The organism is Amycolatopsis umgeniensis (genome assembly GCF_014205155.1).
Taxonomy (GTDB): Bacteria; Actinomycetota; Actinomycetes; order Mycobacteriales; family Pseudonocardiaceae; genus Amycolatopsis; species Amycolatopsis umgeniensis.
This window is the reverse complement of the sequence record NZ_JACHMX010000001.1, coordinates 725780-742058: the sequence shown is the minus strand read 5'-3', so window position 1 is coordinate 742058 and position 16279 is coordinate 725780. Positions and strand designations below refer to the sequence as shown.

The window sequence follows — 16279 nt, the reverse complement described above, 5'->3', positions numbered from 1 at the left end:
AGCGCGTGCGCGAGCTGCACCGTGACGGGATCGAAGCGACCAACAGCGGGCACCCGGCTCGCGGAGCGCGGCTGCTCCGCGCCGCGGCGAAACTGCTGGACCGGCCCGCGCTCGCCGATCATCCCGGTCGGCCGACGCTCGCCGCGAGAGTGCTGAGCACCCTCGGCGGTGTCGAGGTCGTGCTCGGCAACAGCGAACACGGCTTCGAACTGCTGGACGCCGCCGAGGCGTTGCCTGTCGCCCTCGGTGATCACGGAGCCCTGCGCCAGCAGCGTGGACTGGCTTTGATCCTCGTCGGCCGGATGGCCGAAGCGTTGGCGTGTTTCGACGAGGCCGTTCCGCTGCTGAAACGGTCCGGCGAACCCGTGGCGCTGGCGAGGTCGTTGTTGAATCGCGCGTTGCTGCACCAGACCGCGGGCAGTGTCCGGCTCGCTCTCGCCGACCTCGACGCTTGTGCCGAGATCGCGAGAGCGCACGGGGCCGTCGACGGACTTCCCAGGACACTGGCGAAAGCACTCCAAGGGCGCGGACAGGCGAAGGTGCTCACCGGGGACATCCCTGGCGCGCTTCGCGATTTCAGCGCGGCGGCCGAGGTCTACGCGGAGCACGGTGAGGGCATGCTGGCCCCGCTCGCGGTGGACAAGGGGCGGGCGCTGCTCGCCGCGGGCCTGCCGAGTGAAGCGGCCGCCGAACTCGATCTCGCTCTCGCGCGGTTCCCTCGCCTCCGGATGGATCAGGAACACGCCGAAGCGGAGCTGACGAGGGCACGAGCCGCCTTGGCCGGCGGCGATCTGGCAGGCGCACGGCGATGGGCGGGCCGGGCGACGCGCCGATTCCGACGGCGCGGGAACGACACGTGGGCCGCGGTCGCCGCGCTCACCCTGCTGCGGGCCGACTTCACGGCGGGCGGCCGGATGAGGCGGGTGTCGGCGGACGCGGCGAGACTCGCCACCCGGCTCGCGGGGCTCGGACTCCGGAATGACGCCGAGACGGCGAAACTCTTGGCCGCGAGGGCCGACATCGCTCTCGCCGAACCCGATGCCGCACGCGCCGCTCTCGCGGACCGTGCCCTGCCGGGAGGCCCACTGGCGAATCGCCTGCTCCGCAATCTGGCCAGAGCGGAACTCGCGTGGGCAACCGGCGACCGTCGGACGACCTTGGCCGAGGCACGGGCCGGGTTGAAATCCCTGGAGACCTATCGAAGCGGGTTCGGAAGCCTCGACCTGCGAACCGGCGTAGCCTCCCTCGGCCGCGACCTGGCGAAGGCCGGACTGACGGCGGCATGGGCGAACGGTTCGCCGGAAGTCGTCTTCCGATGGCTCGAACGGTCTCGGGCGCAAGCCTTCGGGATCCAGCGGCCCCATCGGCCCGATGGGGAACTCGCCGACGCCGTCGCCGAACTGCGGCAGCTCGCGGGCAAGATCCGCGCCGCCGAACTCGCCGGCGCCTCGGACGCGGAGGCACGGCGCCGATGCGCCGAACTGGAACGCCGCATCAGGGCGAGGGGATGGGAAACCGAGGGTTCCGCACTCCGGGTGTCCAGGGCGACCTATGGCGGCGTCCGCGCGAAACTGTCCAAAAGGGACAGTGTGATGCTCGGATTCCTCGCCGACAAGGAACGGTTCCGCGCCCTGGTGGTCGATGGCCGCCAAGCGTCGTTGGTCGACCTCGGCGATGTGGCCGTGGTGTCCGAAGCGGTGATGCGGTTGCAGAGTGACCTGAACGCGGTCTGCGGCCGAAGGCTGCCGCCCGCGCTGGAGCGGGTCATCCGGTCTTCCGTGCGCCGTCAAGTCACCGTGCTGGCCGAGGAACTGCTCGTCCCGCTGCTCGCGAAACTGGGCGACGCCGACGTCGTGGTGGTACCCACCGGAGTCCTGTCGATCGTGCCGTGGGGCCTGCTCGACCCGTTGCGCGGTCGCCCGGTGACGGTCACCCCGTCTCCGTCCGCGTGGCTCACCCGCTGTTCGGTGCCCGCCCGCGAGCCGTCGGACCACGCGACGATGCTGACCGTCGCCGGTCCCGGACTCGAACACGCGGCGAACGAGGCGGATCGCGTCGCGAAGGTCTACCCCCGCGCGGAAGTGCTGGCAGGCAACGACGCCACGATCGAAGCGACGTCGAAAGCGCTCGCGGAATACGAATCGGTGCACTTGGCCGCGCACGGGCACCACGAACAGGAGAACGTGCTGTTCTCCCGGCTCGACCTCGCCGACGGCCCGCTGATGGCCTACGACGTCCAGTTGCTCGAGTCCGTGCCGGAGCATGTCGTGCTGTCCGCCTGCGACATCGGGCAGGCGGTGGTCCGCCCCGGGGACGAGATCCTCGGGTTCACCGCGGCGTTGCTCTACAGCGGGAGCGGAACGGTGATCTCCAGTGTGGCCAGGGTCGATGATCGGGCGGTCGTGCAGGTCATGGAGTCCTACCACCGTGCGCTGGCGCGCGGAACGGTCCCCGCCAGGGCGCTGGCCGACGCCACCTGTGGTGAGATGCTGATGCCGTTGGTCTGTTTCGGTCAGTGAAGCCGAGTTCCTCCGGAAAGGCAGGCGATGGTCAGCGACGATGTACCGCTTGTAGAGCCGTTCTGGCCGACGTGCGCCACTGGCGGGTGCGTAGGCCGAAAGTGCGAGGGGTTCGACCACTGTCTCGCTCATCTGGACGAGCGCGGGCTGCAGGAAACGCTCCGGAATCTCAGTCCCGGAGCGGATCTGGATGTTCGCGGAACCACGCTGACCCCGCTGCTGCTCGGCCGAGTGCTGACGGCTGTTTCCGATATTCCGGCGAACGGCGATGTCGCCAGGCCACATTTCGGCGCGGCGGACTTCGGATATTGCCATTTCGCGGGGTTCTTCCATTATGACCGCTACAGCCCGGAAACTCCCGCCGCGCTTGATCATGCCTGCCGTCAGTTCACCGGTGCGCGGTTCGAGGGCGAGGCCCGGTTTCACGGTGCGCGGTTCAGCGGTGACATCTGGTTCATCGGTGCGTCGTTCGGGGGAGACGCCGGGTTCGGGAACACACGGTTCGAGGGGAACGGCGGATTCGCCCAGGCGAAGTTCGCCGGTAGCACCCATTTCGGAGCGGCGTCGTTCGAGGGAGACGCGTGGTTCGGGAGCACGCGGTTCGATGATGAAGTCGTGTTCAAAGGGGCACGGTTTCATCGAGGTGCCCGATTCTCCAGGGCGCGATTCGCCGGTAGGGCGGTCTTTGACGATGCCCAGTTCGCCGAGGCCGCGAAATTCGGCCACGCGGAATTCCGGGAAGACTGCCTGTTCGACACGACGCGATTCGATGACGAGGCCTTGTTCGACGACACGCGCTTCGGCAAGAGTGCCGAGTTCGTCCGCACGCGTTTCGGTGCGGCCGCGACGTTCGAGGGTGCAAGGTTCCGAGGATCCGCGTGGTTCCGCAACGCGCACTTCGAAGAGGCAGCGAGGTTCGGCCCGGTGGTGGCGACAGTTCTCGTTATCGACGGTGCCTCGTTCGCCCGGCGTGTCGTGGTCGAGGCGGAGGCAGGATCGCTCACGGCATCCGATACGCGCTTCGAGGCGGGCGCGGAGCTCCGCGTACGACGCGCCCAGGTGACCCTTCGGCGAGCGTATTTCGGGGCGCCGTCGTCACTCAGCGGTTCACCCGCACCGTTCACGCGAAGGTTCTCGAGCCTGGTCGTCGAGACTGATCCAGAAATGGTCGCGCAGTGGCCGGGCAGCCACGCTTCCGGTTCGATCGACGTTCTCGAACCGTGGGTTCCCAGCGTATTGAGCGTGCAGGAAACCGACGTGTCGCAGGTGACCCTCGCGGATGTGGACCTTCGCTGGTGCCGGTTCGCCGGAGCTCACCAACTGGACAAGCTCAAGCTGGAGGGCAGGGGCCCGTTCAACCGGCCTCCGACCGGTTGGCGGTGCGGCTGGGCTTGGCCGCCCGTGTGGCACTGGTCCCGGAGACGGGTTCTGGCCGAGGAACACCCTTGGCGGGCCGAGCGGCGCAAACACCGTGGCTGGTCCAGGAACCTGCCCAACCTCGGGAGTCCCGTCACCTTCCCTCCGCTCAGCCCGGAACGGCTCGCCGTGTTGTACCGGTCATTGCGGAAGGCGTTCGAAGACGCGAAGAACGAACCAGGTGCGGGCGACTTCTATTTCGGCGAAATGGAGGCGCGCCGCCACTCCGGCACGACCTCTCGCCGGGAACGTGTCTTGCTCACCCTCTACTGGATGATTTCCGGCTACGGACAGCGCGCGGGACGTGCCCTCTCCGCACTGGTCGTGCTCGTCGCCGTGATCTTCGCCCTGCTCACCCAGTTCGGCCTGACGAACGGGACCGGGGTGCAGGAGATCGTCGGCCCGTTCCCGGCCGCGACCGGACAACCCCCGACGACTGTTTACCGAGTCCAGCCCGTCGAGTCGAAACTGCCCGCGCCCGACAAGAGATGGACGCCCGACCGGATGGACAAGGCGATCCGGATCGCCTTGGGCTCGGTGGTCTTCCGTGAAACCGACCAGAAGCTCACGCCTGTGGGATTCTGGACGGTCATGGCGGGCCGTGCGCTCGGTCCTCTGCTGGTGGCCCTTGCTGTCCTGGCCATCCGTGCCCGCGTCAAACGTTAGTGGCGTACTTCGGCAGGTGGTCCAGGATGGTGGCGGGTTCCGGCATCGCCGCTATCCGCTCGGCGAGGGTTCCGGCGGAATCGCGGTACGCGGAGTCGGCGAGCACGGTGCGGACGGCGTCGCGGATCCCGTTCTCGGCGAGCACCCCGGCTCGGGCCTCGACGACCTGGGCGGCCATGTCGAACTGATCGGTGGCCAGCGGCGAGACCACCAGCGGCACGCCGTGCGCGAGTGAACCCAGCACGGTGCCGGCTCCCGCGTGACAGACGATCGCGTCGACATACGGCAGTATTCGTTGCTGCGGAAGAAAGTTTTCGATACGTACGGAGTCGGGTTGTGATCCGAACCGCGCCCGGTCGCCGTCGCGGCCGATGGTCGCGACGACATTGACGCCTTCACCGTGCAGCGCCGAGATCATGGTCTCCAGCACCCCGAGCCGGGTGTTGTGCGAGGTCCCTGCGGTGACGTAAACGGTCCGTTCGTGCGGTAGCCCTTCGAGGACTTCGGGACGGTTTCCGGCAGCTGGCAGAACCCCTTCCGGCCGGACCGGCAGACGGACGGGGTGATCCCAGGCGACTCCTCGCGGCCGCAACGCTTCCGGCCAGATGTCCAGGTACGGGACGGTCTCGTGATCGGGGAACCGGTCGAGGCCGAAGCGTCGCACGATCGGGTCGAGCGCTCGCCAGCCGCCCGCCATGATCGCGGTCGCTTTCGGCGGCCCGATCCCGTGTACCACGTACGGCAGGCCGGCGATCGCCGCCGCGGCGGGCGCGGCGAATTCGGCGGCACCCGCGATCACCAGATCGGGCCGATGCTCGCGGACCGCGGCCAGCATCCCGTCCACCCTCGGCCCGGCTCCGGTCTCGGCCATCACGGTGACCACGTAGGCCAGCTTTTCGTCCGGCGACATCGCCGCGAGCTCGGAGGGCGAGTACTTTCCCCAGGCCTGACGGGCGGCCGCCTCGTCGACCGTCCCGCCAACCCCGATCGTCTGAAAGCCGCTCGCCCGCGGGTGCTCGACCGCGTTCGGCCCGGTTGCGAACACGACGTCGTGGCCCCGCTCCCGTGCCGCCGAGGCCAGCGGCAGCAAGGGAGCGATGTGGCTGTAGCCCGACCCGGCGGAGAAGAACAGACGCATCACTGAAGACTCCTCACCGAAGGAATTGTCCATAGCTCTTTCGTACGCGCAGTTCGTTGATCTGCCGTGCGGTGTCGAGCGTGACACTGACAAGGAACACGAGAACCACCAGCAGTGCCACGCCGCCGAAAGGGAATCGCGGGCTCGCGTCCAGCAAAGCCAGCCCGGTGGCCGGGATCACCGCGATCACTCCGGCGTAGACCGCTCCGAAGGCGCAGATCCAGTGGTACACGTAGCCGAGGTAATCGACCGTCCATCCACCTGGCTGGATTCCGGGGATGAAACCGCCCGTGCGCGCCAGGTCGCGCGACACCTGCTCGACGTCGAACGTTCCCGCCGCCCTGATGAAAGCGAAGAGGCAGACGAGGAAGAGGTAGATCGCGATCCGCCAGGGAGTTCCTTCGTCCCGTAACCGGGATCCGATCCACTCGAACCAGGTCACGCCCGGCCAGAGATCCGACGCCAGCACCGGCAGGTACAGCAGTACCGCGGCCAGGACGGCCGGGCTGTTCGCCTGGGAGATCCGCAGCGGGATGTAGGACGAGGTCCCGCCATACGCGCGTATGCCGATCATCCGCTTGGCGTACTGAACGGGAATGCGACGTTGTGTCTGCGCGAAGACGATCGTGATCACCATGACCGAGAGCGCCACGACGGCCATGACCGCGATGCCGATCCAGCCCTTGGCCTCGTACAGGCGCAGGAACTCCGGTGGCAGCACCGCGACGACCTGCACCAGCAGCAGGATCCTGACGCCGTCACCGAATCCCCGGTCGGTGATCACCTCCGTCAGCCGCAGGACCAGCGCGGTGCCCGCCGTCAGGCACGCCACCGTGACGGCGCCGTCGCCGAGGACCTCCTCGCCGCGGAACACGACCACACCGACAGCGCCGAGGAAGCCGAGCGCGACGGTGAGCCGTCGCTGGTACCGCGTCAGCAGGCGCGCGCCTGCTTGACCTTCGGCCCGGAGCGTGGCCAGTCGCGGGACCAGGACGATCAGCGTGCGCATGAGTGGAAGGGCGGCCAGGCAAGGAAGGACGCCGAACGCGAACACCGGCAGGGTGAACAGCCCACCGCCGGTGAAGAGGTCGAGCAGCCAGTACAGGGGATTGTCGATCTTGGACGTTCCCTCGATCGCTCGGACGTCCACGTGGGGAGCCGTCAGGCTCTGCCCGAGCCGGAACACCACGATCACCAGCAGGGTGACCAGGATCCGGTGGCGGAGCGACCCTCTGTCCGCCGTCCGCTCGGCACTGTCGTTCATCGGTCGGTGAAGCCTCCGTCGTCTCGCCCTGCCCGCGTCTGGGGATCAAGCTAGGGAGGACGGATGAAATCTCGATGACACCGGTCTTCAGGAGATCTTCGGTGTCGCGAGAGTCGCGGTGAGATGGGCGAGGATCTCGTCTCTGGCCCGCAGCGTGGGATGACCGTCGGAGTCGACGGGGTGCGCGGTGACGACGCTGTGGGGTGTGCCGACCACGTCACGGAAGAACGGCGGCGGTTCGGTGTTCGCGGCACTGTCCGGCAGGACGCGGCCGTCGAAGGCGTCGCCGAGGAGAGCGCTGTACGCGGCGAAGCGCCGGCCGGTGCACCAGCGGTCACCCTCGAAGCGATAGGCGAGAACCTTCAGACCGTCGCGCGAGACGCGGTCGCGGACCGCGAGCGCGTCCTCCTCACTGAGTTCGAGCCCTCCCGGGTCGTCCAGCGGCAGTGACGGGTGGTTGACCACCGGCGCGATGACGGCGGGCTCGAGTGCCATGGTGAGGGCGAAGTTGCCGGTGAAGCACAGGCCGATCGCACCGACCCCGGGACCGCCGCACTCGGCGTGCGCCAGCCGCGCGAGACCGCGCAGCCACCCCGTGACGGGGCTGGTGCCGCCGCCCGCGAACGCCCGGAACTCGGCGCTGACGCACGCGCGACGCACCACCTTCTGGCCTTCCTCGACCGTCGGGTGGGCGCCGTCGGTTCCGAAGAGCGAGGGGACGTAGACGGTGAATCCCGCGTCCCGCACCCACCGCGCGAGCCGGAGGACGTCGGGGCTGATGCCCGGCATCTCGGGCATCAGCACCACCGCCGGCCCGGAACCCGCGACGTGCACCGTCTTCGTCACGTCGTCCACCCCCACGAGACGGCGGGAGAAATCGGCGATCGCGTCATCGAGGTTTCCTTGCACCCCAGCAGCGTGGACCAGCACGGCTGCCGGCGGCGATAGGCCAGATCGCCAGATCCAGGGGTAATCTCGCCATATGTTGCGAGTCGGCGTCCTGGCCTATCCGGGCTGTTTCGCGTCCGAGGTGTTCGGCGTCCCCGATCTCCTCACGATGGCCATGCACGTCGCGGGCCCTGAAAGCGCCGGGTACGAGGTGTCCGTCGTTTCGCCGCGCCGACGGGTCGTCGCGTCGGGTGGGGTGACGTTGGCCGTCTCGCCGCTGCGTGAAGTCGACGTCCTCGTCGTGCCCGGGTTCGAGCTCGTACCGGGTCAGGACATCGACGCGAAGATCACGGGCCTCGCGGCGGAAATCGCGGCGATCCGCTCCCACACCACCGCGGGCAAGGTCGTCGTGTCGATCTGTGTCGGCGCCTTCCTGCTCGCCGAGGCGGGATCGCTCGACCGTCGCCGCGCCACCACGTCCTGGCTCTTCGCGGACGAACTGGCTCGACGCCGCCAGGAGGCCGATGTCCGGCCCGAGCACCTGGTCGTCACCGACAAGGGAGTCACGACGACAGGGGCCTTCAGCGCCATGTACGACTTCGCGCTCGAACTGATCCGCGAACACAGCGGCGCCGAAGTGGCGAGGACGACAGCGCGGGTGGCTCTGGTCGACGACGCGCGCTCTTCGCAGACCCCCTACGTCGACGCGCGACTGCTTCCACGTCCTGGCAACGAGTTCTCCCGCCGGGTCATGCGGCGGCTGGACCAGGACCTGGCCGCCCGATACGACCTGGCCGCCTTGGCAGGCGCTTTCAAGGTCAGCTCGCGGACGTTGTTGCGGCGCTTCGCGGACGAGGCGGGTCAGAGCCCGCTTGGGTACCTGCATACCTCACGCGTCCGGCGCGCACGCCATCTCCTCGAAACGACGGATCGCACCATCGCCGGGATCTGTACCGCTGTCGGCTACCGGGATCCGGGAACCTTCGCCGCCCTCTTCGCCAAGCACACGGGACAACGCCCGAGCGATTACCGCGCCGCCTTCCGCCGTCTCTCGTAGCACCCGCGGTCTCGTGTTGCACGCCGGAACCGGCCTGGAACAAGCGTCGACAGTTTCTGGAAAACGTTGTGCCGGTTCAGGGTGCGGCCGACGGAAGGTCCATGATGCCGGTGGCTTGCGACCAGGCACAACGCCACGTGCCGCTGGAATTGGTGTAGACGTCGGTGTGCCAGGCCTCGTGCCGCGGGATGTCCGCGCCGTCGACGGTGAGTTCGATGACGCACCGGTAGCGGAGGACGACGACGTCGGTGCCGACGATGGCGTCCACGTCGCCGATCAGCGCCAGTTCCCGGTAGGCGACCCGCCCGGTGGTGAGGAGATCCAGGTACTCGGCCTTCGTCCACACGGTGCCGGTCGGGTTGCACAACCGGTACTCCTCGGCGTGCAAGCGGTCGTAGGTGTCGCGATCCACGTCGAGGAGACACCGGATCCGATCCTGCTCGGCCTTGATCACCTGGGCGGCCACATCGTCGGTCATACCCGCTCCTCTTCACTCGTGCAGCATGGCCGTCGGCTACACGGTATCGGGGGACCAGGACACCGCCTAGTGCCCGCCGGTTCCGGCGGGGATCGACGGCGGTTCACCGGCGGCGTCCGCGACGAACCTCTCGGCCGCTTCCGCGTCGACGCCCAGCGAGGACAGCAATCCGGCGCCGTTTTCTTCCTCCAGCAACCCCAGCAGGACATGGCCGGAGCTGACCCCTTCGTCGTCGAGCCGCAAGGCCGCCCGGAACGTCAGCTCGAGCGCCTTCTTCGCGTGGGCGTCGTACGGGATCAGCACCGGGTCTTCGTCCGTACGTGCGGGCAGCGTCGCGATCACCGCGTCCCGCGCCTGGTCGAGGTCGATACCCTGCGCTCGCAAGGCATCCACCCCGGTGCCCTCGGTGCCGAGCAGGCCGAGGACGAGATGCGCGGGGAGCATCTCGGCGTTGCCCGCCAGCTTGGCCTCTTTCATGCTGGAGACGATCACGGTGCGGGCGGGCTGGGAGAACTTCTCGAAACTGTGCGAAGGGCCGGCCTCGGGTTTGCCGACGAACCGTTTCTGCGCTGCTTGTTTGGTGACGCCCATGCTGCGGCCGATGTCGGTCCAGGACGCGCCCGAACGACGGGCCTGGTCCACGAAGTGACCGATGAGGTGGTCGGCGACCTCGCCGATGCGGTCGGCCAGCAGCATCGCGCCGGTCAGCTGGTCGAGGGCGGTGGTGTGGTTCTCGGTGATCGCCGTGATCAGGTCGTCGAGCCTGACCGGCGGAGTCGTCTGTGTCATGCCGTCAACCTTAGGTTGACCGCGTGCTCACGTCAACCACCGGTTGACGCGAACGCGTCAGCGGCCGGAAATAGCGAAACGATTCGGCGAAGTCGTTCTCGCCAATACGCTTCACGAGTTCGACACATCGATCATCGCGGACAATGGGCAGGGTCGTGACGCCGCTGCCCACCTCTTCTTCGTGAAAGGGATTTTCCGACTGTTCGACTAAGCCGAGCGGCCCGTTAGCCCTTTCGGCTTAGTCGAAAGGCACATCCCGTCGGTGAGTGTTCGCACTGTCGGCGAATGTGTTGGCTGGGCACACTTCCCGGTATCTGGCAACGCCTCATGGTGGGAGTACGGGATGCGGAACACTGCTGTCGACACGGTCCGGTCGCTGTTCGCGGAGTCTGGTGTGGACACTGCTGTGGTGAGACAGGACGCTTTCGTCATCGACCGTTTCGACAACTGGTCGAACCAGCCCGCCGATGTGGTTTTCGGCTGTTTCACCGGTGCTTGCTGTGTCGCGCCGCCTCTTGCCGAGGCATGCTGATTCGCGGTCCGGTTCAGCCGGAGTCGCGTTTGCCCATCAGGGAGTAGGCCACCATCAGGGTGACCGCGACCCAGGTGAGCAGGACGCCGCCGCCGGTCAGCGGGCCGAGGTAGGTCACCGCGTCGGTCTTGAGCTGCGCGGCGCTGAGTTGCTCGGCAGCCGAAGCGGGGAAATAGGCGAGGATGTCGCGCTGCACCCACGTCGGCAGGAGGGCGCCGAGGATGGCCGGGGCGAAGATGAAGGCGATCGCGGTGGAGATGGCGCCCGCGGCGCTGCGCATCATGACGCCGAACGACAGGGCCAGCAGGGCGAAAGCCGCCATCTCCGCGCCCCAGCCGAGCAGACTGCGCAGCACGCCGGGATCGCCGAGGCCGGAGGTGGGGATGTCCGAGTCGAGGCCGAGAACGAACTGTCCCGAGTAGAACGCCGCCGTCGCGAACACCGTGCCGAGGACGAAGGTCAGCAGTCCCACCACCACGGCCTTGGCGAGCAGGACGCGGCCCCGTCGCGGCGTGATGGCCAGGGTGAGGCGCATCATGCCTGTCGAGTACTCGCCGGACACGGCGAGCACCCCGAGAACGGACACCAAGATCAGCCCGAGGTTCATCCCGACCATGCTGGTGCCCGCCGAGTCGAAGTCCGTCCGTTGCCCGGCAGGCAGATTCTGGTAGTCCGCTTCGGTCAGGAGACTGAACAGGGCGGAGAAGCCGACGCTGACCACCGTCGCCGCGGCGACGACGATCCAGGTGGAACGCACCGACTTGAGTTTGGTCCATTCCGCGGCGAGCGTGTTCGTGAGGCCGGGGGAGGCCATCGTGGTGGTCACTGTCCGGTTCCCTCCGTCGCGAGTGCCCGCACCGTCTCGGCGAGCTTGCGCTCACCCGCGGAGCGGTACTGCACGCTGTCCTTGGTGAGGTCCATGAACGCGGCCTCGAGGCTCGCGCGGACCGGGGTGAGCTCGTGCAGCCCGAGCCGGCGTTCCAGCGCGATGTCACCGATCCGCGGCGCGTCCAGGCCGACGACGTTGAGAGAGCCGTCTTCCAGCTTCGCCACCGTGCCGCCCGCCCGCTCGAGCACTCCGGCGAGCTCGGTGACTTGAGGGGAGATCACATGGACGTGACTGCGGGAGCTGCGTTGGGTCAGGTCGGTGATCGGCATGTCGGCGATGAGTTCGCCCCGGCCGATCACGATGACATGGGCGGCGGTCTCTTCCATCTCGTTCATCAGGTGGCTCGACACGAAGACCGTGCGTCCCTCGGCGGCGAGGTCCTGCATCAGGTTCCTGATCCAGTAGATGCCTTCGGGGTCGAGTCCGTTGACAGGCTCGTCGAACAACAGCGTCGGCGGGTCGCCGAGCAGGGCCGTCGCGATGCCGAGCCGTTGGTACATGCCCAGTGAGAAGCCGCCGACCTTCTTGCCCGCGACCTCGGTGAGGCCGACGGTGTCGAGTACCTCGTCCACCCGGCGGCGGGGGAGTCCGCCCGCCTGCGCCACCCATCGCAGGTGGCTATACGCCGTGCGGGAGCCGTGTACGGCCTTGGCGTCGAGCAGCGCGCCGACCTCTCGCATCGGCGCGGGCAGGTCGCGATAGGCCTTGCCGCCGACGGTGACCGAGCCTTCGGTGGGCGCGTCCAAGCCGAGGATCATCCGCATGGTGGTCGACTTGCCCGCCCCGTTCGGCCCCAGGAACCCCGTCACCACACCGGGTTTGATGTCGAACGACAGGGCGTGGACGGCCGTCGTGCTCCCGTATTTCTTCGTCAGATCTCGTGCTGTGATCACGTTCCCGCTCCGGATCGGTTCTCGGTGTCGGTACCACCGAACCGTTCGGGACGGTTGATCGGCTAGCGCACAAGGTCTCTCTTCATCGCAACGAAAGTTGCGGGGTGGCGCCGATCCGGCCGGTCCAGGAGATGAGGTGCCCGCGGCGCGGGATTTCCGGAGCGGAACGAGACGAATCCGGCGGCCAGTTCGCCGGACTCCGCGAGCCGCGCCACCCGAGCGGGCAAGGCGCCGTCATGGGCGACGAGGTCGCGGCCGATCAACAGCAACGCGGACCGTTGGGTGACCGCGAGTTGTTGCCACCGTTGAGGAAGGTCGACGCCGGCGAGGCTGATCAAAGGACGGATGTGCGGCCAATGGACGGTGAGCCGCACCTGGGTGCCGAGGGCGGACTCCTCGAAGGTCGCCTCGATCCGCCAGCCGGGAACGAGTGTCAGGGGAACGCGCCGGATATCCGTCGTGAGCGGTAACCCGCGGGCTCGTGAAGCACGCGGCAACGCGTCAGGTTCGTTTGTCGAGTGGCCGTCCACCAGCAGTGCCGCGAATTCGCGCTTCCCGAACGTCCAGACGATCCCTTGGAAGCGGATCTGGTTCCCGTCCATCGATGCCCCCGGTCGCCGAAGGAACTCCTTCTTGCCCTGGCCCGACTTTAAGCCCGGAACGACGGCGTCCGCGGGTTTCGGGGAAACGATCACCTCAAACGACCAAGGCAGCCCTCGCGGCGAGGCGGTGCCCATTGACAGGCATGACAGTATTTTTCCAACTAGATGACTAGTGCGTTGCCGCGGGTCGCCGAGTGGACGGCGATCCTGGGCGGCGCCTCTGGGGAGAGGACCTGTCCATGCAGCCAGTCCGCCGGATCGCCCACGCGGTCGCGCTCGCCGCCGCGGTGGGGATCACCGTCGCGGCCCCGACAGCGGCCACGGCCGACGACTACTACCAGGACGCGCAGGGCAAGACCGGCGCCGAGCTCAAGGCGGCGTTGCACGGGATCATCAGCACGAACACCAAGTTGACGTACGAGCAGGTGTGGGACGGGATCAAGGCCACCGACGAAGACCCGGCCGATCCGGCGAACGTCGTGCTGCTCTACAGCGGCCGCTCGCAGGCGAAAACCGCCAACGGCGGCGGTGTCGACGAATGGAACCGGGAACATGTCTGGGCGAAGTCGCACGGTGACTTCGGTACCGCGACCGGACCCGGTACCGACCTGCACCATCTGCGAGCCGAGGACGTGTCGGTCAACAGCACTCGTGGCAACAAGGACTTCGACGCCGGTGGTTCCCCGGTCGACGAAGCACCCGGCAGCCTGACCGATGACGATTCGTTCGAGCCGCGAGACGCGGTGAAGGGCGACGTGGCCCGCATGATCCTGTACATGAGTGTCCGTTACGACGGCACCGACGGCTTCCCTGATCTGGAACCCAACGATGCCGTCGACAACGGCTCAAAGCCCAATATCGGCAGGCTCTCGGTCCTGCTGACGTGGAACACCCAGGACCCGCCCGACGCGGCGGAGCAGCGCCGCAACCAGGTCATTTACGACCAGTTCCAGCACAACCGCAACCCTTTCATCGACCACCCCGAATGGGCCGCTTCCATCTACGGCTGACGATCGGGTGTCACCAGGTGACCGGCAACTCCCGCACCGTGTAGAAGACCGCGTTCTCGTCGAAGGCCAGTTCGTCCGGCGATGTCGCGAGCTTCAGGGTCGGTACACGTCGGAAGAGCGTGCTGTAGACGACCTGGAGCTCTTCCCGGGCCAGCGCGGCGCCTAGGCACAGGTGCTTGCCGTAGCCGAAAGCGAGATGGTGGCGGGACTTGCGGTGGATGTCGAGCCTGCCGGGGTCGGGGAAGACCGTGTGGTCTCGGTTGGCCGTGCTCTTCACCGCGATGATGCCGTCGCCGGCGCGGATGAGCCTGCCGCCGACCATCAGGTCTTCCCGTGCGACACGACGGGCTTCGGTGTGGGTGATGGACAAGTAGCGCAGGAGTTCTTCGACGGCGTCGGCCGCCACGGCGGGATTATCGGCGTCCCGGATCGCCTGAAGCTGGTCCGGGTGGGTCAGGAGCGCGATCGTGCCCAAGGTGATCATGGCGGCGGTGGTGTCGTGCCCGGCCACCAGGAGGAGTTGGCCCAGTGTGGCGATCTCGCGTGGGGTCATCGCTCCGGTCCGGAACTGCTCGACGGTCAAGGTGCTGAGCAAGTCCTCGCCAGGTTCGGCGTTCTTCTTCGCGACCAGGTCCTCCAGGTAAGTGTTCAGGGCCTCGCTGGCGGCCATGGCCTGTCCGGGATCGAGTTCGTCCATCACGAGCGTGCGGGCCACTCCTTGGAAGAAGGCGCGATCGGAGTAGGGCACGCCGAGCAGTTCGCAGATCACCTGCGAGGGCACCGGCAACGCGAAGGCCTGGACCAGATCCACCGGCTTGGGGCCGTCGAGCATCGTGTCGATGAGGTCGTCGACGATCCGGTGGATCCGAGGCCGCAAAGCCGCCATCTTCTTGATCGTGAACTCCGGCGTCAGCAACCGTCGCTGGGCGGTGTGTTCCGGCGCGTCCATCTGCATCAACGTCTTCATGTGCGTATCGCGCGCCTTGCTCACCGCGTTGGTGTGCGGAAAGGCGGGTCGCGTGGCGTCGACGCTGACCCGCGGGTCGGCCAGTACCGCGCGCACGTCTTCGTGGCGCGTGATCAGCCATGGGGTGCTGCCGTCCCACAGCCTCACGCGCGACACCGGGTCGGTTTCCGCCCGCCGGGTCAGTTCCGGCGGCGGAGCGAGCGGGCAACGCGCGGCGCGGGCCATCGGAAATGATTGTGCCGCCGCGTTTTCGCCGGGCATGGGGCCTCCTCGTGTCGAGTGATCTGCGCCTGCAGCATGCCGGTGCGGAGGACCCCGGTAATCGGACAAATCGGATGTGAACTGCCTCACATTCGCGGATACGACCGAAGCCCCGCCCCTCCGAAGAGGAGCAGGGCTTCAGTCCTGCCTTGGGAACGGCGCTACCAGGGAGTGGGCTGTCCGTTCTCGAGCAGCACGCCGGAGGGGCCGTCATCGGCAAGCGTCGCGGCGTCGGCGATCTCGTTCGCGGACTCCTCCGCCGATCGCTCCGCCATCGGCATCATCCTGGTCCGCGTCGGTCCCGGATTCACCGCGTTCACCAGCACACCGGTGCCCTTCGCGTGCGAGGCGAGCATCATGGTGAGCCCGTTGAGCGCGGCCTTCGACACCGAATAGCCGGGTGCGCCGGTGAAAAGTCCCCTGTCGTAGGAACCGGCGTCGCTGGAAACGAAAACCACCCGGCCCCAGCCCCTGCTGATCATCCCCGGGAGGAACGCCTGCGCCACCCTCCAGCCGCCCAGCAGGTTCACCGCCAAACTGCGCTCGACGAGATCCAGCGGTACCGACAACGGATCGTTGCCGGGATCGAGCAGGACACCCGCGTTGCAGATCAGCACGTCGACCTCGCCGACCTGTTCCGCGGCGGTCCGTACGCTTTCGGCGTCGGTGACGTCGAGTACCTGCGGGCCGCCCGCTTCGCCTGGTCGCCGTGTCGTGGGCACGACCCGCAGCCCCCGCCGGGAAAGCTCGGCGGCGACCGCTTGCCCGAGGCCTCGGTTGGCTCCGGTGACCAAGGCGGTGCGCTGTTCGGCCATGATGCTCCTCACTGCTCGACAGGCTGCGGGCTGCGGTGGCGCCGGAGGTACAGGCTGCTCAGGAGCCCGGGGATTCCGCAGACTACGCGGATATC

Annotated in this window: 15 protein-coding genes; 5 read left to right on the top strand and 10 right to left on the bottom strand. The window is 67.8% G+C overall.

What is annotated here, in order from left to right:
* Positions 1–5: 5 nt before the first annotated feature.
* Positions 6–2519 (top strand): CHAT domain-containing protein, encoded by a 2514-nt coding sequence (locus tag HDA45_RS03260; RefSeq protein ID WP_184891813.1) that lies wholly within the window; start codon positions 6–8, stop codon positions 2517–2519.
* Between the two features lie 231 nt (positions 2520–2750).
* Positions 2751–4601, top strand: a complete 1851-nt coding sequence (locus tag HDA45_RS03255) for a pentapeptide repeat-containing protein (protein WP_343071969.1) — start codon at positions 2751–2753, stop codon at positions 4599–4601.
* On the opposite strand, the gene HDA45_RS03250 is transcribed toward HDA45_RS03255, so the two are convergent.
* The 3 genes from HDA45_RS03250 to HDA45_RS03240 form a co-directional block, all read right to left on the bottom strand.
* Positions 4591–5739 carry a glycosyltransferase gene (locus HDA45_RS03250; RefSeq protein WP_184905247.1) on the bottom strand — a complete coding sequence of 383 codons (1149 nt, stop codon included), beginning with the start codon at positions 5737–5739 and terminating at the stop codon, positions 4591–4593. The two genes, HDA45_RS03255 and HDA45_RS03250, sit on opposite strands and share 11 nt — an antisense overlap.
* Before the next feature lie 13 nt (positions 5740–5752).
* Positions 5753–7003, bottom strand: a complete 1251-nt coding sequence (locus HDA45_RS03245; RefSeq protein ID WP_184891811.1) for a preprotein translocase subunit SecY — start codon at positions 7001–7003, stop codon at positions 5753–5755.
* 87 nt (positions 7004–7090) lie between these two features.
* Positions 7091–7912 carry a dienelactone hydrolase family protein gene (locus HDA45_RS03240; protein WP_343071968.1) on the bottom strand — a complete coding sequence of 274 codons (822 nt, stop codon included), beginning with the start codon at positions 7910–7912 and terminating at the stop codon, positions 7091–7093.
* 73 nt (positions 7913–7985) lie between these two features.
* Between HDA45_RS03240 and HDA45_RS03235 the strand changes: the two genes are divergently transcribed.
* The gene (locus HDA45_RS03235; protein WP_184891810.1) at positions 7986–8948 is read left to right on the top strand and encodes a GlxA family transcriptional regulator; all 963 of its coding nucleotides are present in this window, start codon (positions 7986–7988) and stop codon (positions 8946–8948) included.
* 76 nt (positions 8949–9024) lie between these two features.
* Here HDA45_RS03235 and HDA45_RS03230 read toward each other — a convergent pair whose 3' ends face one another.
* Together HDA45_RS03230 and HDA45_RS03225 are read right to left on the bottom strand one after the other, a co-directional pair.
* A complete protein-coding gene (locus tag HDA45_RS03230; protein ID WP_184891809.1) occupies positions 9025–9426 on the bottom strand; it encodes a nuclear transport factor 2 family protein in 402 nt (133 codons plus the stop codon).
* A 66-nt stretch (positions 9427–9492) separates the two neighbouring features.
* The gene (locus tag HDA45_RS03225) at positions 9493–10215 is read right to left on the bottom strand and encodes a Clp protease N-terminal domain-containing protein (RefSeq protein ID WP_184891808.1); all 723 of its coding nucleotides are present in this window, start codon (positions 10213–10215) and stop codon (positions 9493–9495) included.
* Between the two features lie 343 nt (positions 10216–10558).
* Here HDA45_RS03225 and HDA45_RS03220 point away from each other — a divergent pair, with 343 nt between their 5' ends.
* On the top strand, positions 10559–10747 hold the full coding sequence (locus HDA45_RS03220; protein ID WP_184891807.1) for a hypothetical protein: 189 nt from the start codon (positions 10559–10561) through the stop codon (positions 10745–10747).
* A 13-nt stretch (positions 10748–10760) separates the two neighbouring features.
* Here HDA45_RS03220 and HDA45_RS03215 read toward each other — a convergent pair whose 3' ends face one another.
* The 3 genes from HDA45_RS03215 to HDA45_RS03205 form a co-directional block, all read right to left on the bottom strand.
* Positions 10761–11573 (bottom strand): ABC transporter permease, encoded by an 813-nt coding sequence (locus HDA45_RS03215; RefSeq protein ID WP_343071967.1) that lies wholly within the window; start codon positions 11571–11573, stop codon positions 10761–10763.
* On the bottom strand, positions 11570–12529 hold the full coding sequence (locus HDA45_RS03210) for an ATP-binding cassette domain-containing protein (protein ID WP_184891806.1): 960 nt from the start codon (positions 12527–12529) through the stop codon (positions 11570–11572). The genes HDA45_RS03215 and HDA45_RS03210 overlap by 4 nt, the downstream gene beginning before the upstream one ends.
* A gap of 62 nt (positions 12530–12591) precedes the next feature.
* Complete coding sequence (locus HDA45_RS03205; RefSeq protein ID WP_246480591.1) at positions 12592–13131, bottom strand: hypothetical protein; 540 nt, start codon at positions 13129–13131, stop codon at positions 12592–12594.
* A 239-nt stretch (positions 13132–13370) separates the two neighbouring features.
* On the opposite strand from HDA45_RS03205, the gene HDA45_RS03200 reads away from it, so the two are divergent.
* Entirely contained in the window at positions 13371–14141 is a 771-nt protein-coding gene (locus HDA45_RS03200) for an endonuclease I family protein (RefSeq protein ID WP_184891805.1), read from the top strand.
* 10 nt (positions 14142–14151) lie between these two features.
* Here the strand turns inward: HDA45_RS03200 and HDA45_RS03195 are convergent, their stop codons facing one another.
* Positions 14152–15369, bottom strand: a complete 1218-nt coding sequence (locus HDA45_RS03195) for a cytochrome P450 (RefSeq protein WP_184891804.1) — start codon at positions 15367–15369, stop codon at positions 14152–14154.
* Between the two features lie 161 nt (positions 15370–15530).
* Positions 15531–16184 (bottom strand): SDR family NAD(P)-dependent oxidoreductase, encoded by a 654-nt coding sequence (locus HDA45_RS03190; protein ID WP_184891803.1) that lies wholly within the window; start codon positions 16182–16184, stop codon positions 15531–15533.
* Between the last annotated feature and the right edge of the window lie 95 nt (positions 16185–16279).

What these genes read in the sequence shown, in the direction of transcription:
- HDA45_RS03250 (WP_184905247.1), bottom strand. Translation starts at nt 5,739, where the DNA reads ATGCGTCTGTTCTTCTCCGCCGGGTCGGGCTACAGCCACATCGCTCCC.
- HDA45_RS03245 (WP_184891811.1), bottom strand. Translation starts at nt 7,003, where the DNA reads ATGAACGACAGTGCCGAGCGGACGGCGGACAGAGGGTCGCTCCGCCAC.
- HDA45_RS03235 (WP_184891810.1), top strand. Translation starts at nt 7,986, where the DNA reads ATGTTGCGAGTCGGCGTCCTGGCCTATCCGGGCTGTTTCGCGTCCGAG.
- HDA45_RS03230 (WP_184891809.1), bottom strand. Translation starts at nt 9,426, where the DNA reads ATGACCGACGATGTGGCCGCCCAGGTGATCAAGGCCGAGCAGGATCGG.
- HDA45_RS03225 (WP_184891808.1), bottom strand. Translation starts at nt 10,215, where the DNA reads ATGACACAGACGACTCCGCCGGTCAGGCTCGACGACCTGATCACGGCG.
- HDA45_RS03220 (WP_184891807.1), top strand. Translation starts at nt 10,559, where the DNA reads ATGCGGAACACTGCTGTCGACACGGTCCGGTCGCTGTTCGCGGAGTCT.
- HDA45_RS03205 (WP_246480591.1), bottom strand. Translation starts at nt 13,131, where the DNA reads ATGGACGGGAACCAGATCCGCTTCCAAGGGATCGTCTGGACGTTCGGG.
- HDA45_RS03200 (WP_184891805.1), top strand. Translation starts at nt 13,371, where the DNA reads ATGCAGCCAGTCCGCCGGATCGCCCACGCGGTCGCGCTCGCCGCCGCG.
- HDA45_RS03195 (WP_184891804.1), bottom strand. Translation starts at nt 15,369, where the DNA reads ATGCCCGGCGAAAACGCGGCGGCACAATCATTTCCGATGGCCCGCGCC.
- HDA45_RS03190 (WP_184891803.1), bottom strand. Translation starts at nt 16,184, where the DNA reads ATGGCCGAACAGCGCACCGCCTTGGTCACCGGAGCCAACCGAGGCCTC.